22 protein-coding genes and 1 riboswitch are annotated in these 21,076 nt (G+C 72.6%); of the genes, 3 read left to right on the top strand and 19 right to left on the bottom strand.

Annotated features, from left to right (window positions below; genetic code table 11):
• Nucleotides 1-38 precede the first annotated feature (38 nt).
• Together MKK82_RS07695 and MKK82_RS33855 are read right to left on the bottom strand one after the other, a co-directional pair.
• Nucleotides 39-854: a metal ABC transporter ATP-binding protein gene (locus MKK82_RS07695; protein ID WP_238285199.1), complete on the bottom strand. Its 816-nt coding sequence runs from the start codon at nucleotides 852-854 to the stop codon at nucleotides 39-41.
• A complete protein-coding gene (locus MKK82_RS33855) occupies nucleotides 851-985 on the bottom strand; it encodes a hypothetical protein (RefSeq protein WP_279602858.1) in 135 nt (44 codons plus the stop codon). The genes MKK82_RS07695 and MKK82_RS33855 overlap by 4 nt, the downstream gene beginning before the upstream one ends.
• A 131-nt stretch (nucleotides 986-1,116) precedes the next feature.
• Between MKK82_RS33855 and MKK82_RS07690 the strand changes: the two genes are divergently transcribed.
• The gene (locus MKK82_RS07690) at nucleotides 1,117-1,602 is read left to right on the top strand and encodes a transcriptional repressor (protein WP_238285200.1); all 486 of its coding nucleotides are present in this window, start codon (nucleotides 1,117-1,119) and stop codon (nucleotides 1,600-1,602) included.
• A 4-nt stretch (nucleotides 1,603-1,606) separates the two neighbouring features.
• Here the strand turns inward: MKK82_RS07690 and MKK82_RS07685 are convergent, their stop codons facing one another.
• Nucleotides 1,607-3,112 (bottom strand): undecaprenyl-phosphate glucose phosphotransferase, encoded by a 1,506-nt coding sequence (locus MKK82_RS07685; protein WP_238285201.1) that lies wholly within the window; start codon nucleotides 3,110-3,112, stop codon nucleotides 1,607-1,609.
• Between the two features lie 349 nt (nucleotides 3,113-3,461).
• Entirely contained in the window at nucleotides 3,462-3,809 is a 348-nt protein-coding gene (locus MKK82_RS07680; protein ID WP_238285202.1) for an antibiotic biosynthesis monooxygenase family protein, read from the bottom strand.
• Nucleotides 3,810-4,182: 373 nt separating this feature from the next.
• On the opposite strand from MKK82_RS07680, the gene MKK82_RS07675 reads away from it, so the two are divergent.
• A complete protein-coding gene (locus MKK82_RS07675; protein WP_238285332.1) occupies nucleotides 4,183-4,587 on the top strand; it encodes a helix-turn-helix domain-containing protein in 405 nt (134 codons plus the stop codon).
• A gap of 154 nt (nucleotides 4,588-4,741) precedes the next feature.
• Here the strand turns inward: MKK82_RS07675 and MKK82_RS07670 are convergent, their stop codons facing one another.
• Genes MKK82_RS07670 through cbiE form a run of 4 tightly spaced genes read right to left on the bottom strand, consistent with a single transcriptional unit; the run spans nucleotide 4,742 to nucleotide 8,455 of the window.
• Nucleotides 4,742-6,064 carry a cobyrinate a,c-diamide synthase gene (locus MKK82_RS07670; RefSeq protein ID WP_238285204.1) on the bottom strand — a complete coding sequence of 441 codons (1,323 nt, stop codon included), beginning with the start codon at nucleotides 6,062-6,064 and terminating at the stop codon, nucleotides 4,742-4,744.
• The gene (cobM, locus tag MKK82_RS07665) at nucleotides 6,061-6,837 is read right to left on the bottom strand and encodes a precorrin-4 C(11)-methyltransferase (RefSeq protein WP_238285205.1); all 777 of its coding nucleotides are present in this window, start codon (nucleotides 6,835-6,837) and stop codon (nucleotides 6,061-6,063) included. Before cobM ends, MKK82_RS07670 begins: the two co-directional genes overlap by 4 nt.
• The gene (locus MKK82_RS07660; protein WP_238285206.1) at nucleotides 6,834-7,238 is read right to left on the bottom strand and encodes a cobalamin biosynthesis protein; all 405 of its coding nucleotides are present in this window, start codon (nucleotides 7,236-7,238) and stop codon (nucleotides 6,834-6,836) included. The genes cobM and MKK82_RS07660 overlap by 4 nt, the downstream gene beginning before the upstream one ends.
• Nucleotides 7,235-8,455 (bottom strand): precorrin-6y C5,15-methyltransferase (decarboxylating) subunit CbiE, encoded by a 1,221-nt coding sequence (gene cbiE, locus MKK82_RS07655; RefSeq protein ID WP_238285207.1) that lies wholly within the window; start codon nucleotides 8,453-8,455, stop codon nucleotides 7,235-7,237. Before cbiE ends, MKK82_RS07660 begins: the two co-directional genes overlap by 4 nt.
• A gap of 13 nt (nucleotides 8,456-8,468) precedes the next feature.
• On the opposite strand from cbiE, the gene MKK82_RS07650 reads away from it, so the two are divergent.
• Nucleotides 8,469-9,251, top strand: coding sequence for a cobalt-precorrin-6A reductase (locus MKK82_RS07650; protein ID WP_238285208.1), 783 nt, complete (start codon nucleotides 8,469-8,471; stop codon nucleotides 9,249-9,251).
• Here the strand turns inward: MKK82_RS07650 and cobJ are convergent.
• The 11 genes from cobJ to MKK82_RS07595 form a co-directional block, all read right to left on the bottom strand.
• Entirely contained in the window at nucleotides 9,218-9,979 is a 762-nt protein-coding gene (gene cobJ, locus MKK82_RS07645; RefSeq protein WP_243985203.1) for a precorrin-3B C(17)-methyltransferase, read from the bottom strand. The two genes, MKK82_RS07650 and cobJ, sit on opposite strands and share 34 nt — an antisense overlap.
• Nucleotides 9,976-10,755 (bottom strand): precorrin-2 C(20)-methyltransferase, encoded by a 780-nt coding sequence (locus MKK82_RS07640; RefSeq protein WP_238285210.1) that lies wholly within the window; start codon nucleotides 10,753-10,755, stop codon nucleotides 9,976-9,978. Before MKK82_RS07640 ends, cobJ begins: the two co-directional genes overlap by 4 nt.
• Nucleotides 10,755-11,447, bottom strand: a complete 693-nt coding sequence (locus MKK82_RS07635; protein ID WP_279602857.1) for a precorrin-8X methylmutase — start codon at nucleotides 11,445-11,447, stop codon at nucleotides 10,755-10,757. Before MKK82_RS07635 ends, MKK82_RS07640 begins: the two co-directional genes overlap by 1 nt.
• Entirely contained in the window at nucleotides 11,444-12,793 is a 1,350-nt protein-coding gene (gene cobG, locus MKK82_RS07630; RefSeq protein WP_313902088.1) for a precorrin-3B synthase, read from the bottom strand. Before cobG ends, MKK82_RS07635 begins: the two co-directional genes overlap by 4 nt.
• Nucleotides 12,790-16,146 carry a cobaltochelatase subunit CobN gene (gene cobN / locus MKK82_RS07625; protein ID WP_243985199.1) on the bottom strand — a complete coding sequence of 1,119 codons (3,357 nt, stop codon included), beginning with the start codon at nucleotides 16,144-16,146 and terminating at the stop codon, nucleotides 12,790-12,792. Before cobN ends, cobG begins: the two co-directional genes overlap by 4 nt.
• 47 nt (nucleotides 16,147-16,193) lie before the next feature.
• Nucleotides 16,194-17,228 carry a cobalamin biosynthesis protein CobW gene (gene cobW / locus MKK82_RS07620; protein ID WP_238285213.1) on the bottom strand — a complete coding sequence of 345 codons (1,035 nt, stop codon included), beginning with the start codon at nucleotides 17,226-17,228 and terminating at the stop codon, nucleotides 16,194-16,196.
• Complete coding sequence (locus MKK82_RS07615; RefSeq protein ID WP_243985197.1) at nucleotides 17,225-17,626, bottom strand: DUF1636 family protein; 402 nt, start codon at nucleotides 17,624-17,626, stop codon at nucleotides 17,225-17,227. The genes cobW and MKK82_RS07615 overlap by 4 nt, the downstream gene beginning before the upstream one ends.
• The gene (locus MKK82_RS07610) at nucleotides 17,619-18,374 is read right to left on the bottom strand and encodes a CbtA family protein (protein ID WP_243985195.1); all 756 of its coding nucleotides are present in this window, start codon (nucleotides 18,372-18,374) and stop codon (nucleotides 17,619-17,621) included. The genes MKK82_RS07615 and MKK82_RS07610 overlap by 8 nt, the downstream gene beginning before the upstream one ends.
• A gap of 16 nt (nucleotides 18,375-18,390) precedes the next feature.
• On the bottom strand, nucleotides 18,391-18,573 hold the full coding sequence (locus tag MKK82_RS07605) for a CbtB-domain containing protein (RefSeq protein WP_238285217.1): 183 nt from the start codon (nucleotides 18,571-18,573) through the stop codon (nucleotides 18,391-18,393).
• 35 nt (nucleotides 18,574-18,608) lie between these two features.
• Nucleotides 18,609-18,804: riboswitch (cobalamin riboswitch) on the bottom strand.
• Between the two features lie 194 nt (nucleotides 18,805-18,998).
• Nucleotides 18,999-20,600: a S10 family peptidase gene (locus tag MKK82_RS07600; protein ID WP_243985193.1), complete on the bottom strand. Its 1,602-nt coding sequence runs from the start codon at nucleotides 20,598-20,600 to the stop codon at nucleotides 18,999-19,001.
• On the bottom strand, nucleotides 20,600-21,052 hold the full coding sequence (locus MKK82_RS07595) for a DNA polymerase III subunit chi (RefSeq protein ID WP_238285219.1): 453 nt from the start codon (nucleotides 21,050-21,052) through the stop codon (nucleotides 20,600-20,602). The genes MKK82_RS07600 and MKK82_RS07595 overlap by 1 nt, the downstream gene beginning before the upstream one ends.
• Nucleotides 21,053-21,076: the final 24 nt, after the last annotated feature.

Raw genomic sequence — 21,076 nt, 5'->3', positions numbered from 1 at the left:
TTCCACGAACGGTGCGACCAGGGACGCGAACGGCTCGATCACGCGGCGTCCTCGTGATGGTGGTGGTCGCCCGGCGCGTGCGCCCCATGATCGTGCGCGTGCCCGCCGGAGGCGCGGGGTCCCGCGCAAATCGCGGCATCCTCGTCCCAGGCCTCGGAGAGCGCGCGCGCGCGGGCGAGGTTTTCGGGCGTCAGCACCCGTGCCGTCGGACCCCAGGATACCGGCGCGCGGGCGAGGAGCAGCGTGGTCGGAAAATGCGCCTGGACCTGCCCGAGGTCGTGGAGAGCGGCGACCACGGTGCGGCCCTCGCCGTGCCAGCGGCGCAGGAGCGCCAGCAGATCCTCGACCGTGCGGGCGTCGATCCCCGTGAAAGGCTCGTCGAGCAGCACGACGGGGCAGTCCTGCAGGATCAGGCGCGCGAACAGGGCCCGCCGGAACTGCCCCCCCGACAGGGTGCCGACCGGCCGCGCCTCGAAGCCCTCGAGGCCGACCGTCGCCAGAGCCGCCTCGATCGCGGCGCGGTGCCGGTTGAGGCTGCGCCAAGCACCGGCCCGCCGCCACAGCCCCATGCCGGCGAGGTCGAGGACGCTCAGCGGGAAGCTTCTGTCGATCTCGTCGGCCTGCGGCATGTAGGCGATGGCGCCGGCCCGCTCGATGCGTCCGTCCAGGCAGCGGATCTCGCCGGCCATGCCCTTCAGGAGGGTCGACTTGCCTGCCCCGTTCGGGCCCACCAGGGCCAGCAGGTCGCCGGCCCGGACGGTCCCGTCGAGGTGGTGGACGGCCGGATGCCGGTCGTAGCCCAGGGTCAGGCCGACGAGGCGGATCGGGTCGGGTTGCGCCGGACGAGCGCTCATGCCGTCAGCGCCCAGGCGATCACCAGCCAGACGACGGCCGAGAGCGCGCCGGCGAGCGCGAGGCGCGGCCCGAGCCCGCTGCGGAACAGGGATGGTGGTGCCGCTCGTCTCGGACTGGGTCTGATGGCCAAGGCGTCCTCGTCGCGCGTTCGAGCCGGCGCGGGGACCGTGCGGGGCTACCGGTACTGGTGCGGTCCAGGGCGGCGGTGATACACTGTAACAAACCCGCGGGACAACCGGCGGATCAATCCCTGGAGCCACCATGCACCGTCACGAGGGTCACGCGGCGTGCCACGCGGACGCCGACGACATGCTCGCGCGGGCCGAGGCCGTGTGCCGGGAGCGTGGGCTGCAGTTCACGCCGCTGCGCCGGGATGTCCTGGAGGCCGTGGCGGAATCCGGCAAGGCACAGGGCGCCTACGACATCGCTGAGCGCCTCAGCGCGCCCGGCAAGCGCGTCGCGCCGGTCTCGGTCTACCGCGCCCTGGACTTCCTCATGGAGCAGGGGCTCGTCCACCGGATCGCGAGCCGCAATGCCTTCATCCCCTGCGCCCACGGCCACGCCCCCGGCGAGGGCGTGATCTTCCTGATCTGCCGCAGCTGCGGCGGCGTCGACGAAGCGTCGTCGGTGGAGGTCGAGGGCGGCCTCGGGCGGACGCTGGAGCGGGCCGGCTTCACGCCGGTCCACAGCATCCTGGAGGTCGAGGGCGATTGCGGCGCCTGCCGCGAGCGGATGCAGGCGCCCTGACCGGTCAGCACGCGTTCTGGTAGGCCCGGCGCGAGACCACCGTCTGGATCATGATCTGGATATCGAACCAGACCGACCAATTGTCGATGTAGTGCAGGTCGCAGGCGACGCGCCGCTCCATGGCCAGATCGGTCTGCGTCTCGCCGCGATAGCCATTGACCTGGGCCCAGCCGGTGATCCCCGGCCGGACGTTGTGGCGCCGCGCGTAGAGGGCGATCCGCCGCTCGAAGCTCCGGTCGTGAGCGAGGGCGTGGGGGCGGGGGCCGACGAGCGACATCTCGCCCCGCAGCACGTTGAGGATCTGCGGGAGTTCGTCGAGGTTGGTGCGCCGGAGGAGCGCTCCCACCCGGGTGATGCGGCTGTCGTTGCGGGTCGCCTGGCGGAATGAGGCGGTCGGATCCGCCCGCATCGATCGGAATTTGAAGACGCCGAACGGCTGCTGGTTGAAGCCGTAGCGCTTCTGGCGGAAGAAGACCGGCCCCGGGCTGTCGAGCTTGATCGCCACCGCGATCACCGCGAGCAGCGGCGCCAGCGACACGAGGGCGATCGTCGCCACCGTCACGTCGAAGACGCGCTTCAGCATGACCTCGCCGAGGTTGAGCGGGCGGCGGCCGATATTGATGCCGGAGACGCCGCCGACGCGGGTGACCTGAAGGTCCGGGAATCGGTCGAGGACTGCACCGGGCCGCAGGTGCAGCGCCGAGGGCACGCGCAGAAACGCGTCGATGCAGCGCTCGACTTCGGCGGAATCCGTCCACGGCACCAGCACGAAGACGTCGTCCGGCCGCAGGAAGCGCACCACCGAGACGGCGAGGTCCAGATCCTCCTGCAACTGATCGTGACGGGTGGCCGTGTCGGCCCCCGGATCGACGCGGCGCAGGTAGCTGGTGCCGACGATGCGGAGACCCAGGCTCTCGGCCTCGTTGCCGGCGTAGAAGCGGGCGATGTCCTCCTCGTAGCCGACGAGATGCACGCGGCTTGCCGAGGCCGACCCGGCGGTCAGGCTGCGGCGCACGAGGCGGATCATGGCCGAGCGGGTCACCACCAGGGCGGGCAACCCCAGGCAGAAGATCCCGATGGAGACGATGCGCGAGTAGTCGTTCGTGGTCTTCGTCATGAAGCTGACGACCAGGACGACGGCCCAGGCCACGAACCACAACGAGATCGTGCGCTGAAGGTTGGTCTTCTGCGTCATGGCGCTGTCGAGGTCGTACTCGGCGCGCAGCGCGTTGGTCGCGACGATGACGAGGCTGAGAAGCGCCGAGAGGCGCAGGCCGCGCACGCCGCTGGCCCAGGCGGAGCCGTCTTCCCAGGCCAAGTGGTAGGCGAACTCCATCAGCATCGTGATGGAGACGATCGCGGCGACGTCGGTTACGGCCAGCGCCATCGACAGGGCGATCCGGGCCGCCGCCTGACCGCGGCGCGGCAGCAGGGCCGACCACACGTTGCGGCGGCGCGCGGCCGCGCTCGGGAGAGCCTGGAACGTTTCTGGGAGCCGTTCGTGAAACATCTGGCGCGCCAAGTCCCGTCTTGAGCGGACTATGTGCCAGTCTGAAACTTGGAAGGCTTCAGCGCCGGCCGATGCCGGTGACGGAGCAAGCGGCCGGCCCCAGAAGAATCACTGTCCTGTCCGTCCCAGGATACCGCGGACTAGTATGGCCGGACGGGAGCAGCAACAGATAATTAATGCTGAGGCGGTTTCGGACGCTGACTGATGCCGTTCCGGCACGACGCGCGCCGGACGCGATACAATGCGGACGGGTTGCTGTGTCGGCAAACACAGCCGGCGCGTGCAGTGCGGCCAATCGGTATCCGCGCCGGAACGGATCAGAGATCACCCTCCGGCGCGAATGTGGAGATCAGACCGTTTCGGCGCGTTGCTGTGCCTCATCCGTGCTGCCGACGGTCTGGATCGTCTCGAAGCCTTCGAATTGCGGATGTCCGAGGTAGAGCGGCTTGGTCGTGGGGACGCGACCGTGCGCCTTCCTGAACTGCTCCGAACGGGTCCAGGCCTCGAAATCGGCCTTGCTGCGCCAGATGGTATGCGACGCGTAGAGGACGTGATCCTCGTGCTCCGGCCCGCGCAGGAGATGAAATTCGACGAAACCCTCCATTTCACCGAGATGGCTGTCGCGGCCCAACCAAACGGCCTCGAAGTCTCCGGTCGAATCCTTGACGACCTTGAACCGATTCATCGCGATGAACATGCGTTTCTCCTTTGAGGCGCTGACCCTACAAGCCTGCTGGAACCAAGGCGACCCACGGCGCGGCGACAGGGCGCACCCACGAAAAACTGCCCGGTGTCAGTGCGTCGACATTTCAGCAACAATGTTGCAAAGTTGTGTGGTCTTAAACTAGAAGGTGTAATCTTTGACTTGCGAAGCTTGGCAACTTGGTGTCCTACTAACGGGCGGCTTGAGGTGGTCAGATTAAGGGCTGCCTGATCTTGAGCCGTGCGATACACTTTGACGACATAGGACGTGAGGGCGGACGGTGAAGCAGCGCGACGGCGAGGCGAAGACTCCGCGTTCGCAGCAGGACGCAGTCCACCCCGCCGAGAAGGATTCGGCCGCGCAGCCTATGCCGAAGCAGACCACCGACGTGGATCGTCTGGTCGGCATCCGCATCACCGCCTTGCGGAAGGCACGGGGCATGAGCCAGACCGCGCTGGGCAATGCCGTCGGCGTGACCTTCCAGCAGGTACAGAAATACGAGAAGGGCCAGAACCGCGTCGGCGCCGGTCGGCTGCGCGAGATCGCCCGTCTGCTCGAGGTCCCGGTCTCGGCCTTCTTCGAGGAGGGCGAGGCGCGCGAGAAGACTCAGGAAGACGTCTTCGGCTTCCTGAGCGCCCATGGCGCCATCGAATTGCTGCGCGCCTACGCGCAGATCGAGGACGAGCAGATGCGGCGCGACGTGCTGGCGCTGGTGCGCAGCGCGGCCCGCCTCGCGCAGATTCGCGGCGTCGCGCCTGCGGATCCAGCCTGACGTTCGTTCGCGCCAAGTTCTGCTTCGTCGAACGATCACCCCCGCTCAGCCAGGGGCGAAACCGCCGCGCGTGTGTCTGAGGACGAACGGCCTCATCTGGACCGGTCGAGCACGGCTTGCGGGGCCTCTCTTCTCCCTGGAACTCGTTCTCCCGTCAGGGTGTCGTATCCGCGGCGATCAGGTGGAAGAAGCTTCCGGTGACCGCACCGACCCGGTGACCGGCGAAGCCGAGGTCGATGCCTTCCGAATCCGCGACGCGGGCCAGGGCGATTTCGGCGGATGGCGGCGGCGACAGTTCGCTCGCGTAGTGGAACTCGTGACCGATCAAGCGGGCCTCGCGCCCGCCGAGGAGCCCGGCCTCGCACAGGCGCGCCACGCGGTAGCCGAGATGGAGCTTCCGGCGGTGATACGACGTCTCCACCGGGAGCAGACCCGCCATGGCGTGCGTGGTCCCGTTGGCATCCTCCAGGGTCTGCCCGAGCACCATGTAGCCGCCGCACTCCCCGTGAACCGGACGGGTGCGCGCAAATTCGCGCAGTCCCGCCAGGAATTGCGACGCGCCCGCGAGCCGGCCGGCGTGCAGTTCGGGGTACCCGCCCGGCAACCAGCAGACGTCGCATCCCTCCGGCGGCGGTTCGTCCGCCAGGGGTGAGAACGGGATCAGCTCGGCCCCCGCGATGCGCCACCCGGCCTCCTGGTGCGGATAGAGGAAGCTGAACGCCGCATCGCGGGCGACCGCGATGCGCTGCCCCGGCGGAAGCGACAGCGAACCCGGCGTACGCGGCGCGGCGCCGCCAGCGCAGGCGACCACGGCGTCGAGGTCGATGCCCATCTCGGCGAGATCGGCGAGGCGATCGAGGCGCGCCGCCAGATCGGCGGTCTCCCCGGCCTGGACGAGGCCGAGGTGGCGCTCCGGCAGGACGAGCTGCGCGTCGCGCATCAGCGCGCCGAGGACCAGCAGGCCAGCGCGCGCCATGCCGGCTTCCACGAGGCGGCGATGGCGCGCGCTGGCCACCTTGTTGAGGATCACCCCCGCGATCGTCACGCGCGGGTCGTAGAGCTTGCAGCCCAGAGCGACCGCCGCGGCCGACTGCGCGGCACCCGAGACGTCGACGACCAGCACCACCGGCCATCCGTAGCGGGCCGCGATGTCGGCGTTGGCGCCAGTTCGGTTTTCGGCCGCCCGCACGCCGTCGAACAGGCCCATCGAGCCCTCGGCGACGACGATGTCGGCGTCCGCCGCCGTCGCGCCGGCCACGGCGTCGAGGAGCGCCGCCGGCATGGCGAAGCTGTCGAGGTTGAAGCTCGGCCGGCCAGTCGCCGCGTGGTGGAATGCCGGATCGATGTAGTCCGGCCCGCACTTGGCACCGCGCACCCGCAGACCCCGGCGGGCCAGGGCGCGCATCAGGGCGAGCGACACCGTCGTCTTGCCGGAACTCGACCGGGGAGCCGCGATCAGGAGCCCGGGCGCGCTCACGCGGCGCCCCCGACGGCGCCGCCCGGCCGATAGCGCCGGTCGTAATCGGCGGCATAGAGCGCGCTCTCGCGGAACGTCTCCGCGGCCAGTGCCGGTCCGACGAGGATCAGCGCGGTGCGCTCCAGTCCCGCCTCCGCGACCAGCCCAGGCAGCGCGGCGAGGTCGCCCGTGAGCACCCGCTCGTCCGGCCATGAGGCGCGGAACACCGCCGCCGCCGGGCAGGACGACCCGTAGAACGGGATCAGGGTGGCCGCGACGGCCTCGACCACGTGGATCGAGAGATGGATCGCCAGGGTCGCCCCGGTCGCCGCGAAGGCCGCCAGGGTCTCGCGCTCCGGCATGGCGCTGGCGCGGCCGGAGGTGCGCGTCAGGACCACGGATTGCGCCACGCCCGGCACGGTCAGCTCGCGCCGCAGCAGGGCGGCGGCCGCCGCGAAGGCCGGGACGCCCGGTGTCACCGTGTAGGGGATGCCGAGGGCGTCGAGCCGGCGCATCTGCTCGGCCAGCGCGCTCCAGATCGACAGATCCCCGGAATGGAGCCGCGCCACGTCCTGCCCGTCCGCATGGGCCGCCGCGATCTCCGTCATGATGGCGTCGAGGTCGAGGGGAGCCGTATCGACGATCCGGGCACCGGGCGGGCACCAGCCGAGGATCTCGGGCGCCACCAGGGAGCCGGCGTAGAGGCAGACCGGGCAGGCGGCGATGCGGTCGCGGCCGCGCACCGTGATGAGGTCTGCCGCGCCGGGACCGGCGCCGATGAAGTGGACGGTCATGGCTCTGTCATCGGTGTCTGGCGGACGGCCAGGGCGCAGGTGGCGCCGCCGCTCGCGATCCGCGGGAGGGCGAGGCGGCTCTCCGGCCCGCCGACGGCCAGCGCCGCCGCCTCGGCCAGGGACCCCACGCCGCGCAGGCGCTCGATCCGCCGGGAACGGGTGACCACGTCACCGTCGCGTGCCGCCAGCTCCGCTGCGGCCACGGGGGAGGGACACAGGCCGAACCGCCCCGCTGCCTCGCGGATCGCGGGTCCGCCGGCCCGGTCGGCCGCCGTCGCGACGGCGATCAGGTCCTCACAATCGGCCCCGAGGAGGCCCAGGGCCCGGAGGATGAGCGCCGCGATCTCGTCGGCGCCCGTCTCGCGCCGGAAGCCGATTCCGGCGATCAGGGCGCCGGTCATGGCTTGGTCCAGGCCCACTGCGTCACCGGCATGGCCGGCCGCCAGCCGTGCAGGGCGCCGACCTGGCTCGCCCGGTCGACCGCGAAGCGCCGCAGGCTGCCGCCCCGCTCCTGGAACGCCGCCAGCAGGGCGGCCTCGCCCTCCAGGGTCACCGCGTTCGCGACGCAGCGCCCGCCGGGCCGAAGCGCCGTCACGGCCGCAGAGAGCAATCCGGGCGCCGAGACACCGCCGCCGATGAAGACCGCATCGGGTGCCGGCAGGCCGACGAGGGCTCCGGGCGCCGCACCGACCACGACGGTCAGGTCGGGCACGCCCAGCGTTCCGGCGTTGCGTCCGATGCGCTCGGCCCGGTCGGGCCGTGCCTCGATCGCGGTGGCGCGCAGGCTCGGGTGGCGCAGCATCCACTCGATGCCGATCGATCCGGCGCCGGCGCCGATGTCCCACAGGTGAAGGCCCGGATGCGGGCGCAGGGCCGCGAGGGTCAGGGCGCGGATCTCGGCCTTGGTGAGCTGCCCATCATTCTCGAACAGGGCATCGTCGAGGCCCGGCGCGAGGGGCAGTGCCGGTCCGTCGCCCGAGACGGCGATCGCAACCGTGTTGAGCGGATCGATCGCGCCGAGGTCGAACCCCTCCGCGCCCGCCGCGCGGACGCGCTCGCGGGGGCCGTCCATCGCCTCCAGCACCGTGAGGGTCGAGGCGCCGAAGCCGCGCCCCCGGAGCAGCGCCGCCAGAGCGGCCGGTGTCGCGCCGTCCCAGGACAGGACGAGGAGCCGCGCGCCCGGTTGGAGATGCGGGACGATCCGGCTCAGTGCCCGGCCGTGGAGGGTGACGAGACCGCACTCGGCCAGCGGCCAGCCGAGGCGCGCGCAGGCGAGGCTGAACGCCGAGGGAAGCGGGAAGGCGCGAATCTCGGCCGGTGAAACCAGGCGGGCGATCTCGGCACCGATGCCGTAGTGGAACGGATCGCCGGTCGCCAGGATGCAGGTCGGCTCGCCCCGTCGCGCGAGGATCCCCGGGTAGGCCTCGTGGATCGGGCTCGGCCAGGCCCGCGTCTCCGCGGCGAGGGGCCCGGCCAGGGCGAGGTGGCGGCGGCCGCCATAGACCACACGGGCGGCGTCGAGGGCGCCTGCAGCGGCGGGGCTCAACCCGTCGCGACCGTCCTCACCGATGCCGACGATCGACAGCCAGACGGTGCTCGACAGGGGCTCAGCGCTCATGGACAAGGCGCCCATGACGCGACGTGCCGAGCGGATCCTGATCCTGGGTGGAACCGGTGAGGCGAGCGCCCTGGCGCGGGCCCTGGCCGGCCGAGCCGACCTGTCCGTGGTGTTGTCCCTGGCCGGACGAACCGCCGCGCCGAAGGTCGAGCCGGTGCCGACGCGGGTCGGCGGGTTCGGCGGCGCCGAGGGTCTGGCGCTCTATCTGAACGCCGAGGGAATCACCGGCCTGGTCGACGCGACCCATCCCTTCGCCGCCACGATCTCGGGGAACGCCGCGCGCGCCTCGGCGCGGGCGGGCGTGCCGCTCCTGGCGATCCGGCGCCCGGCCTGGAGCCCCGTACCCGGCGATCTCTGGACCGAGGTCGACACCATGGGGGACGCTGTCGTTGCCCTGGGACAGCGCGCGCGACGGGTGTTCCTGACGATCGGTCGCCAGGAGGCCGCGGCCTTCTCGGATGCACCCCAGCACGCCTATCTGGCGCGCACGGTCGAGCCGATTCGCGCGGTGTTGCGCGTGCCTCATCTCACCACCATCGAGGCACGGGGGCCCTTCGACGCCGCGGCCGAGGCTGCGCTGATGCGGGAGGCCGGCATCGACGTTCTGGTGAGCAAGAATTCCGGCGGCGGCGCGACCTACGGAAAGATCGCGGCGGCGCGTGCCCTCGGCATTCCCGTCATCATGGTGCGGCGGCCGCCGAAACTCGACGTCCCGAGCGTCCCGGACGCCGCCGCCGCGCTCCGCTGGCTCGATGCGGGCGATCACGCGGCCCCCTCGACCTTGCGCGCGGTGTAGACGAAGGGCGGCCGGCCGTCCCGCGGGATCAGCCGCGTGGTCGAGGCACCCAGGATCACCATCGTGGCCATGTCGGCCGGCACGTCGCGCGCCTGCGCGAGGCTCGCGACGCGGATCGCCTCGTCCGGCCGGCTGATCGCGCGGGCGAACATCACCGGCGTTTCCGGCGCGCGGATCCCGGCGGCGATGTCCAACGCGGCGCCGAGCTGCCAGGGCCGGGCGGAGGAGATCGGGTTGTAGAGCGCGACCACCAGATCGGCCCGCAGCACGGCCTCGAGCCGGGCGGTCACAACCGGCCACGGCTTGAGGTTGTCCGAGAGGGACAGGGCGCAAAAATCGCCGCCGAGCGGCGCACCGAGCCGCGCCGCGGCCGCCAGCATCGCGGTTATTCCGGGCTCCACCACGATGGCGAGGTCGCGCCAGCCCGGCTCGCCGTGCTCCACGGCCTCGAACACCGCCGCCGCCATGGCGAAGACGCCGGGATCGCCGCCGGAGACCACGGCGACCCGGCGCCCGGAAGCGGCCAGCTGCAGGGCGTGGCGGGCGCGGTCGACCTCCACCCGGTTGTCGCTGGCATGGCGGGTCAGCCCCGGGCGCTCGGGCACGCGGGCGACGTAGGGGAAGTAGCCGACGATATCCTCGGCGGCATCGAGGGCCCGGCGTGCGGAATCGGTCAGCAGGGCCGCATCGCCCGGACCGAGGCCGACGACGGTGAGGCTTCCGCTCACGGTCGCCTGCCCTCGCCGGGCAGGAGCACCATGGAGAAATAGGGCGCCTCGTCGTCCGGCTTGTCGGACAGCATGACGACGCGCTCGCCCGACATGGTGCCGCGCTCGACATAGATCGCCCGCTCGAGGACTCCCGCCGCCGCCAGGGCCGCGCGCACCTTCGGCAGGTGACGTCCGAGCTTCATGACCACGGCCGCGTCCGTGGCGCCGAGGCGCTCCGTGAGCGCGGCGAGCGGCAGGGTCGCGGGCAGGACGGTGAGGATGTCGTCCCCCCAGGTGATCGGGGTTCCGGCCCGGGTCCAGCATCCCGACATCCCGGTCACGCCGGGCACCACCTCGACGGGGAATCGGTCCTTGAGGCGCCGCCACAGGTGCATGAACGAGCCGTAGAAGAAGGGGTCGCCCTCGGACAGGATCGCCACGTCGCGTCCCGCGCCGAGGTGGTCGGCGAGCTGCCCGGCCGCGTCGTCGTAGAACCCGGCGAGCGCGGCGACGTAATCGGGATGCTCCGGGTGGATCTCGGTCGTGTACGGATAGGCGAGGGGCATCTCCCGGGCAGGATCGCGCAGGATCGCGTCCGCGATGGTGCGGGCGTTGCCGCGCCGGCCGCGCTTGCAGAAATGCACCAGCACCGGCGCCCGCGTGAGGATCCGTTGCGCCTTGACGGTCAGCAGTTCCGGATCGCCCGGGCCCATCCCGACCCCGTAGAGCGTGCCGGTCACGGCCGCGGCGGGGATCTCGTCGGCGGGAGCGTCCAGCCGTTCGAACCCGTCCATCACTCGACCTCGCTGGCCAGCGCGTTGACGGCCGCCGCCGTCATGGCGCTGCCGCCGCGGCGTCCATGGACCACCACGAAGGGCACCCGACCGTCCCGGGCCAGGGCGTCCTTGGATTCCGCGGCGCCGACGAAACCGACCGGGATGCCGATCACCGCCGCGGGCGGTTTCACCCCCGCGTCAAGCAGCTCCAGAAGTCGGAACAGGGCAGTCGGCGCGTTGCCGACCGCCACGACGCTGCCCGGCAGGTATTCGCGCCAGAGTTCCATGGCGGCGGCCGACCGGGTCGTCCCGAGGCTCTGGGCGAGATCCGGCACCCGCGGGTCGCCGAGGGTGCAGATCACGCGATTGTCGGCGGGCAGCCGCGCCCGGGTGACGCCGTCGGCCACCATCCGGACGTCGCACAGGATCGGCGCGCCGGCCTGGAGCGCCGCGACGCCGGCCTCGGCGAAATCCGCCGACATCGCCACGTCGGCCGGGAGGTCGGTCATGCCGCAGGCGTGGATCATGCGCACCACGACGCGCTCGGCCGCGCCGGACCACCGGGCGAGGTTGGCCTCGGCGCGGATCATCGCGAAGGAGCGCGCGTAGATCGCGCCGCCGTCGCGGACATATTCGTAGCGGGACGGGGGCTCGTGGGCCGCGGCCGGCTCCGATCCTGTCTGGCGCAGGGCGTTGTGGCTCGCGCTCATGCCGGTCTCCTGGTCCTCCCGCACGTCGTCCGGGCCATATCCGGCGCGAAAGCGGCGGAGAGCCCGACAGTCTTGGCCCTTCCTAACCGCTCCAGCACCGCCTCGATAGGGAGATCCATCGCCGGCTCATCGCCCGGCGCTCCGCCGAGCACGACGCCGTACCGGCCGTCGCGGCCGACGAGAGTCAGGTCGGCCGGGCCGGGGCGGGCGCAGCCCTTGGCGCAGCCGGAGACGTGCGCGGAGATGTCCGGCATCGCGAGGGGCCTGAAGGCCCCCGCGAGGCGCGCCGCGTCCGCGAGGGTCGGGGTCGATCCGGAGGCGCAGCCGGGCGCGCCCGTACAGGCGTCGATGCTGGAGCGGGGATCGTCGGACGCGACGATGAAGTCGGACGCGAGATCCGCCACCACCGCGGCTGCGCGGATGCCGGGCGCGGTCGTCAGGACGAAGCCGCGCGTCGGCGACAGGCGGATCGCGTCCGTTCCGAACGCCTCCGCGGCATCCGCGATCCGGTCGAGGGCATCGGCGGTGCAGCGGCCGAAGGGCGCGTCGAGGGCGAGGATCCGGAGGCCGGCGTGGAGGCCGGGTGCGGGGGCGAACGGCGATCCGCTCACGAAGTCGCGGCCGCCCTCCGTCACACAGACCGGCGCGCGGATCGGTCCCTCGGCCGTGAGAGCTCGGATCATGACCGACATGTCGGTGTCCGACAGGTCGCGCATGCGCCGCCGACCGGTCCGCGCGAAGGCATCGAGCAGCGCCCGGACCAAGCCGGGGGCGTCGCCGGCTTCGCAGGTCACGAGTTCGCGAAGCCCCGGAGCGGCACCGATCGCAACCGCCACCACGCCCGGGCCGCGCGCGATCACGAAGCAATCGGCCTCCGGCATCGCCGCGCCCACGCGACCCTCGATCACGACCAGCGTCTTGGCCGGCAGTCCGAGGATCGTCGGCCCCATCGCCTCGACGGCACGGGCGAGGGCCGGGACGTCGATCGTCTCGTCGGGATCGATGCCCGCCAGCGGGCTCGTCAGCGTCAGGCGCTGGGGGCCCCCATCCGCCCGCACGTCCCCGAGGCCGATCGATTGAAGCCGGTCCGCCAGGGCCAGGCGGGTCGCCTCGCTGACCCCGCGGACCTGGAGGTTGGCCCGGGCGGTGAGGTCGAGATGCCCGTTCCCGTGGCGGCGCGCCCCGTCCGCGACCGCGCGGGCCTGAGGCGGCGTGAGGATCCCCAGGGGCGGATGCACCCGCGCCAGGAGGCCGTCGCCGGTGGGCATCGGACGCGCGAGCCCGGGGCACCAGCCCCTCCGGGCCGGCGCCTCGGGGAGAACACGGCGATGGCCGGAGGCGCTCACTCCGCGGCCTCCGGCAGCAGCGCGTCCGCCGGCAGGGCGTTGCGGCGGCTGTGCCAGAGGCCGCGGTCCCGGGCCGCGTCGAACCGCTCCAGGATCGCGCGGGTGGCCGCCGGGTTGGCGGCGCGGAGGCGCTCGAACACGTCGGCGTCCGCGATCCAGGCCGCGTAGAGCCGGTCGAAGGCGGCATCCGTGACGGCATCGCTCGTGGCGGCGAGCACGAAGACGGCGTCGAGGCCCTGCGCCAGCTCCTGCGCCCCCCGGTAGCCGTGATCGAGCTGGGCGGCGATCCAGCGGGGCGCGGCGAGGCGCCCACCGATCAGCCGGGCGACGTCTTCCCGGGCGGTGCGGGCCTTCGGCCGCTCCGGCACGGAGACGTCGAGGCTGTAGAGCGCCGGACGTCCGCCGGCCAGCACGGCGGCCGCCGCGAAACCGCCCATCGCATCCACGGCAGCGTCGCCGTCGAACAGGTCGCGCTCGGCCACGTCGAAGGCGTGCAGGTAGGCGTCGGCGGCCGCCACACGGGCGGCGAAATCGGTGTCCGGCGCCTCGTGATCGCCGTAGGCGTGGTTGCTGGCCGCGAGGTAGGCCCGGCCGAGATCGGCGCGGCCCTCCCAGCTTCCGTCGAGGGCGGCGGCGGCCGTGCCGGCTCCGTACCGACCCGGCGCCGCGCCGTAGACCCGCGCGGTGGCTTCGCCGCGGCGGCGGGCTCCCGCCAGGGGATTCTCGTCGTCGGCCTCGTCGCGCGCGGCCACCGCCCGGGCGGCCCGGTCGATCAGCGCCAGCGTGTCGGGGAAGGTGTCGCGGAACGCGCCGGAGACCCGCACCGTGACGTCGATGCGGGGCCGGTCGAGCAGCGCCAGCGGCAGGATCTCGAAACCCGTCACGCGGGTGCTGGCGTGGTCCCAGACCGGTCGGACGCCCATGAGCGCCAGGGCGTGCGCCACGTCCTCCCCGCCGGTCCGCAGGGTGGGGGATGCCCAGAGGTCCATGACGATGCGGGCCGGGTAGGCACCCTCGTCCTGAAGGTAACGCGTCACGACCGCGTCGGCCGCCCGGCTGCCCAGGAGCGCGGCGGCGCGGCTCGGGATCGCGCGGGGATCGAGCGTCGTGAGGTTTCGTCCGGTCGGCAGCACGTCGGCCCGGCCCCGGGAGGGCGAGCCGGCCGGTCCCGGCCGGACGAAGCGGGCATCGAGGGCGGCGCGCAGGCCGGCGCGCTCGCCGGCCGCGCTCGCCGCGACGGCGTCCGAGGCGCCTTCGGGCGCGCGGCCGAACACGTGCAGCCCGTCGCGGAAGATGGTCTCCCCGAGATCGCACAGGTGCGCGTCGAGCCGGGTCAGCGCCTCGTCCATCGGCGTCGCCGCGTCGATGCCCGCGCCGTCCAGGAGCCCGGCGGCGCCCGCCTCCTCCAGGATGGCGCGGGCGATGAGGTCGGCCCGGCGCGGGTCGAGCACGCTTGCGGCGGAATACTCCTCTACGAGCTCGCGCAGGCGCGCGGCTTCGGGCGGCAGATCCTGCGTGGCCGTCTCCGGCGTCAGGTGGCCCAGCGCGATGCCGCCCAGGCGACGCTTCAGCGGGGCGGCCTCGCCCGGATCGTCGACGATGAACGGGTAGACCACCGGCAGGCCGCCGACGCAGAGCGCCGGCAGGCAATAGGGGGACAGCGCCACCGCCTTGCCGGGGAGCCACTCGGTGGTGCCGTGGGTGCCGAGCTGCACCAGGACGTCGAAATGCCGCCGCAGCCCGAGATGGAACGCCAGATACGCGTGGGTCGGGAGACGCTCCGGGTCGTGGTAGCCGGCCTTCCGGTCCGCGTCGCGCCCGCGGTCGGGCTGGAGGAAGACGGCGAGGTTCTCGCGCGGGGCGTCATCGCCCGCCGGCGGCGCACGTTCGCCGGTCACCACGCGGAATCGGAACGCCCCCCCAACGCAGGCGTCATCGGCCTCCGGTTCCCCCCAGGCCTCGACGAGCGCGTCGCGCGTCGGTCCCGGGAGACCATCGAGCCAGCCGGCATAGGTCTCCAGCGGCACGTCGAACCGGGCCGGCTCCGCGGTCAGCCGCTCCATCAGCGCGGTCTCTTCCGGCAGCGCGCCGACCGCGTAGCCCGCCGCGGCGAGATCGGCGGCGATCGACCGGGCGCTCGCCGGGGTATCGAGGCCGACAGCGAAGCCGGCCCGTCCGCCGCGCGCCGGATAATCCGACAGCACCATGGCGACCCGCCGCTCGGCACGCGGCAGGGCGGCCAGACGCAGCCAGCCCGCGGCGCGGTCCGCCAGGGCCTCGATCCCGGCCGCATACGGCACGGCCCGGCGCTCGGCGAAGCCCGCGATGTCGGGAGACTCTTCCTTGAAGGAGATCGGAAAGCCCGAGAGCCGGCCGTCGAACTCGGGCAGCGCCACCTGCATGGCGAGGTCGGCAGCGCCCAGCCCGCGGGCCGACGCCTCCCAGGCGGCCCGCCCGGCACCCACCGTGAAGGCCTGGAGAACCGGGCAGTCGGCGCCGTCGAGAACGAAGTCGATTCCGTCCTCACGGGCCGAGAACGCGGTGGCGGCGATCACGAGATCCGGCCCGCGCGTCCGCACGGCCGCGGCCACCGCGGCGGCGGCTTCCGGCTCCTTCAGGCTCGACACAGCCATCGGCAAAACGCCGATCCCGCGGGCGCGCAGGGCGGCGGTGAGGGCCACGAAGGGCGCCGTGTCGCCCCCGAGGACGGCGGAACGATAGACCACCAGCAGGGCCAGCGGTGCCGCCGATCCGGCGAGCGGGACCCCCGATGCCGCGGCCGCGACCGCCGCATCCAGGGGCAGCACGCCGCAGCCCGGGCACCAGGGAAAGCCGCGCGGCAGCGGCCGCGGCGGCTCGACCGCGTGGCCGGAGCCGATCCGGGCGGCCAGACGCCGCAGCATCCGCCGGATGTTATCGAAGCCTCCCGCCCGGAAATACAGGTCGAGGTCCTCGGCGAGATCGGGATCGGTCGAGAAGGTGGCGAGCCGCGGATCGGGCCGGTCGTCGCCCGGCAGCACGGCCAGCACGACACCCTCCTTCCGGGCTATCTCGGCGCAGCGCTCGACCCCGTAGCGCCAGTAATCCAGACCGCCGAGGCAGCGGATCACCACGAGCTTCGCGCGCGCCACCACGCGCTCGACGTAGAGGTCGACCGAGAGCGGATGCCGAAGCTTCGCCATCTTGGCGAGGCGCAGGCTCGGCAGCTCGGGTTCGGCCGCATGGGCCTGCGCCAGCCCCGACAGGTCGCTGTCGGTGAAGGACAGCACCACGAGATCGCCGGGCTCCTGCCCGAGATCCACGGCGGCCTCGCCCTCGTCGAGGGAGACCGAGTCGATGCGCACGAGATGCATCGCGGCGGCCTCTCAGGGTGAGTTCGAACGGGCGCGCGCGCCGGACGTCATCCCGCGAGCGCCGCGGCGACCGCGTCCCGGTCGAAGCCCTTCAGGCCGATCACCACGAGCGTTCCGTCGCGGGGCTCGCCCGGCCGCCAGGGCCGGTCGAAATGGTGGGCGACCCGGCGTCCGACACCCTGCACCACCAGGCGCATCGCCTTGCCCTCGACCTCGGCGAAACCCTTGATGCGCAGCACGCCGTCCGTCTCGGCCGCCTTCTCGACCCGGGCCGCGAGGTCGCCGGCGGTGACCGCCGGCCGGACCGGCAACGCCACGGTCTCGAAGTCGTCGTGGTCGTGGTCCTCGTCCGCGCCGTGATGCGAGGGGCGGGCGTCGAGATCGTCCTCGGCCGCCGCGCCGAGGCCCAGCAGCACGCGCGGGTCGATGACGCCGTTCTCGGTCTCCACCACCTTCACGGCGCGCGGCAGCTGCTTCTCCACCTCGGCTCGGACCCGGGCGCGGGTCGCGGCATCGATCAGGTCGGCCTTGTTGAGCACCACCAGATCGGCGCAGAGGAGCTGGTCCTCGAACACCTCCTCCAGCGGATTGTCGTGATCCACCGACTGATCGGCCGCTCGCTGGGCGGCCAGGGCCTCCGGATCCTCCGCGAAGGCCCCCGAGGCCACCGCCGGGCCGTCCACCACGGCGACGACCCCGTCCACGGTCACCCGCGAGCGGATCGCCGGCCACTGGAACGCCTGGACGAGGGGCTTGGGCAGGGCGAGACCGGACGTCTCGATCAGGATGTGCTCCGGCGGCTCGGCGCGGGCGAGCAGCGTCTCCAGGGCGGGCACGAAGTCGTCCGCCACCGTGCAGCAGATGCAGCCGTTCGGCAGCTCGACGATGGAATCCTCCGTGCAGCCCTCGACGCCGCAGGTGGCCAGGAACGACTTGTCGAAGCCGACATCGCCGAACTCGTTGACCAGGATGGCGAGGCGACGGCCCTTCGCGTTCTCGACGACGTGGCGCACGAGGGTCGTCTTGCCGGCCCCCAGGAAGCCCGTGACGATGGTGCAGGGGATCTTGGACACGATGGTCATTCGGCGGCCTCCAGGGTGCCGGCCGGAAGCGGGCGAGGTTCGGGGAAGGGTGGGATGCGGGCGACCACGCCCTTGCGGAACTCGGCCGGCCGGTTGCGCCAGGGCACGATGCCGTCCGAGGTCGTCGCGTAGGCGGCTACCCCGGCCAGGATGGTCTCGGCCGAGAGGGCCGGGTCCATGTCGCCGTACACGTAGGTCCAGCGCTCGGCCGAGGCCACGGCCACGGTGCAGGGGCGCTTGCAGACCGACAGACACTCCACGGGCTCGATCCGCAGGTGCGGATCAGCGCCGGCCCGGGCCCGCAGCGCATCGAGGAGGCGGCTCCCGGCGCGGGGTCCGTCCGGGTCGTCGCCCTCGCGGCGGCAGGTCGTGCAGACGTACAGGACGGTCTCAGGCACGGGCCGCACCCCGCGCCGCGTCGCGCGCCAAAGCGTGCCACGCCCAGCCGAATCCCAGGCCGATCATCACCCAGAGCACGAAGCCGATCGCCAGGGATCGCGACGCGAACTGCGCGGCGAGAGCCGCAGGAAGCTCGGAGGTCCCGGCCGGGGCCTGCGGCGCGCCGACCATGTGGGGGATGATCATCAGGATGAGGCCACCCAGGATGGCGATGAACGAGCGGCGGATCGCGATCAGGTAGAGGCCCATTCCAGTTGCCGCCGCGGTCATCACCCACCATGCCTGGCGGGCCGCCAGGGGGGCCGCCTCGCTGCCGGGCAGTTCCGGCGGCAGGCCGAGACCCGGTGCCAGAGCGACGCTGGCGAAGCCCGCGATCGCGAAGGCGAGGCAGGTCCGCGCCGTCGGCTCGCGCCCGCAGGCGAGCATCACCGCGCCGAGCAACAGGGCGTAGCCGACCCCTCCGACCAGGGTCGCGAGTGCGGTGAACGCCATCCGCGGCAGACCGGCACCGGGCTGCCATTCCGGGGCGGCGCGATCCGGCCCGGCCTTATCGGCATCGGAATGATCGTGACCGGAATGAGCCAGCACGATCGGCAACGTCTTGGCTGCCTGATGCGAGGGCTCCGCCCGCTCGTAGCGCTCGGCCGCGAGGATCAGCGGCAAGGTCAGCGTGAGTTCGAGGCCCGTCACGACGATGGCCGCGATGAAGCCGGCAGCCAGCGCCGCCGACAGAAGCCGGATGATCATCCCTTGTGTCAGGGCGTCAGTGGCAGGGGAAGTTCTGGGTGTGCCGGAAGTCGTGCGCCGCGTTGTGGAGCGCGATCGCCGGCGAGAAGCCCGCCATGAACAGCAGGCCGAGGCCGAGGAACGCCGCGAGTGCCACGGCGACGGGTCGCTCGGCCGAGCGGGTGCCGAGTGCGGCGGGGGCGAGGGTCGAAGTGGTCATCAGCGTGTCTCTCCAGCCGCCCCACCGGCGGCATTGCGGGATCCTGGCGTGACGGCAGGTCTCCTGGCTCGCGGCTCTGCGCGCCGGCCGCCTTCCCGGATCGCTCCGGTGGCTCTCTGGCAGGCACTCGCCGCTCACAGTTGCGGGGGCAGCCGCGGATTTGAGGCTTACGCCCCTCACCGCATTCCCTTTTCACCCCGTCGCCGGGGCACCGTCACGGGCCCTTTGTAGACGCTACGGCGTCCCCGCACAACGGATCGGCGGCCGGTGGGATCCGAATCTCGTCGCCATCCTCCGAGCGGCGCCGCCCGACCCGCGATCCTGCCGCGCGGGATGCGGGTCGGGTGAGACTTTCGGCTGTCGTGCGGAGGCGGCGGCGCGTCGAACGGCCTGCTCGCGGAACGGCCCTTCCCGGCGGGTCCGGCCTAGTGCCGCTCCGCCGGGGCTTGCCAGGGGACTTGCGAAGGGGCTTGCGAAGGCGCTTCCGAGGACCCGACATCGCGCGCCTTCACGGCCTCGGAGAAGAGACGCTCGACATCCGTCCTGAACGCCGCCCGCGAATCGGGGCGGGTGTAGAACATGTGCCCGCCCGGATAGACCGCGAGGCTCAGGCGACCCGCCGCGTAGGCGGGGACCTGCGCCAGCAGAAGCTTCGAGGCGTAGTAGGGCGTCACGAGGTCGGTGAAGCCGTGCACCACGAGGACCCGCAGCCGACCGTCCAGGGCGAGGGCTCCCTTCAGGTTGGACAGCACCTCCGGGGCTTGCCGGCCGGAGCCCCAGCTCCAGCCGCGGTTCACGGCTGAGTTGAGCAGCTCGTAGCGCACGTTGGGCACGGGCCATTTCAGCGTGCGTGCGTAGAGGTCGATCATGGCGCTGGTCAGCGGAGCCTGGAGCGCCGTGAGTTGCGGGTCCTCGAAGCTCGACTGCGCGGCATCCGGGTTCGGATCCCAGCCGGTGATCCCGGTATCATAGGCGCTGGTCACCCTCCCGTCGGCGCGGTCGACCTCGCGCTGGACGCTGCGGGTCGTGAGCCGCGCCGCCTGGGCGCGCACCAGGGCGGCGTCGAGGCCGACGAGGGGCGCGACCCTGTCGGTCATCCGCGCGACGGCCTGTGCGTCACTCGGACCTTTCAGCAGATCCGCGAAGTAGGGGCCCGACGCGTAGGACTCCGCGTCCGCCAGCAGGGCCGGCGTCGGCACTTGGCCGGTCCGCTCCAGCGCTCCGGCGGCGAGGGAGGGCAGCTTCAGCACGTAGCCCCAGGGATTGGCGCGGGGCGTTTCCAGCCAGCCGAAATCCAGCACCGGCGACAGCAGCACCAGCCCGGACAGGCCGACGCCGACATCCTCCTGCAGTTTCTCGGCGATCAGCGGACCCCGGAAGCCGCCGTAGCTCTCGCCGACGAAGAATTTCGGGCTCGCCATGCGGTCGTTGACGCGCAGGTAGCGTGCGATGACCGCCGCGAGCGTCGACGCGTCGGACTCGATCGACCAGTAGGCCTTGCCGTTGCCGTCGGCCGCGCGGCTGTAACCCGTCCCGACCGGATCGATGAAGACGAGGTCGGTGAAGCCCAGCCACGTGCCGTCGTTGGGGGTGAGCGCCACCGGCTGCGACGGGCTGATGCTGGCCGTGCCGACGGGCAGCCGCCACGGGCCGATCGCCCCGATGTTCAGGTAGGCCGAGGCCGCGCCTGGCCCGCCGTTGACCGCGAAGGTCACGGGCCTTTCGCGGCCGGCTTCCGGCGCCACCGTGTAGGCCACGTAGGCGATCTCGGCCTGCAGCTTGCCGGCCTCGTCGACGAGGGGCAGGCTGCCGGCGGTAGCGGTGACCGCGAGGGTCCGGCCGTCCGGCAGGGGCAGGCTGTGCTTCGTGGTCGAATCGGGCGGCAGGCGCCGCCCCTCCGGACCGCGCGGCGCCGGCCGCGCCTCCGCCTGACCATGCGGCGCGTCCTGCGCGCGGACCGGCAAGGGGGCCGCGACCGTCAGGGACAGGGCGAGCGCAGCGCGCGCGAATCTCGTCGGGGTCACCATCACGCCTTCTTGTTCCAGCGCCCGGACTCGTCCTGCTGCCAGTAGGCGACTGCGTGGCCCGCGTCCTTGGCCTGCTTCCACTGCTCGCGGGCGCGCAGGAGAGCGTCCTGATCGGTGCCGTCGAACAGGATGCAGATCCGCGCGTATCCGCCGGCGTCCGGCGGCAGGTCGGCGCCCTCGACGAGGAAGCGGATCGAGGCGGCGTTCGGGTTCACGTCCCGCAGGGTCAGCACCACGGGCTGGCTCCCCGCATCCGGCTCACGGTCCGTGCCGTGCGGCAGGAAGCTTTCGTCGGAATAGGTCCAGAGGTGGTCGTCCAGCGCCTGGAGACGCTCCTCGCTCGCGGCCTGGATCGCGGCCTGCCAGCCGCGCTCGAGGGAGCGCTCGACGAGATTCGGCAGCACCTTCTCCAGGGGCTGCCGCTGCATGTGGTAGAAGAGGATCTCTGTCACGGCCCGGTGCATATAGGGTGCGGA

The organism is Methylobacterium sp. E-046 (assembly GCF_022829625.1).
GTDB lineage: Bacteria > Pseudomonadota > Alphaproteobacteria > Rhizobiales > Beijerinckiaceae > Methylobacterium > Methylobacterium longum.
The sequence above is the reverse complement of the archived record's forward strand: the minus strand, read 5'-3'. Positions and strand labels throughout refer to the sequence as shown.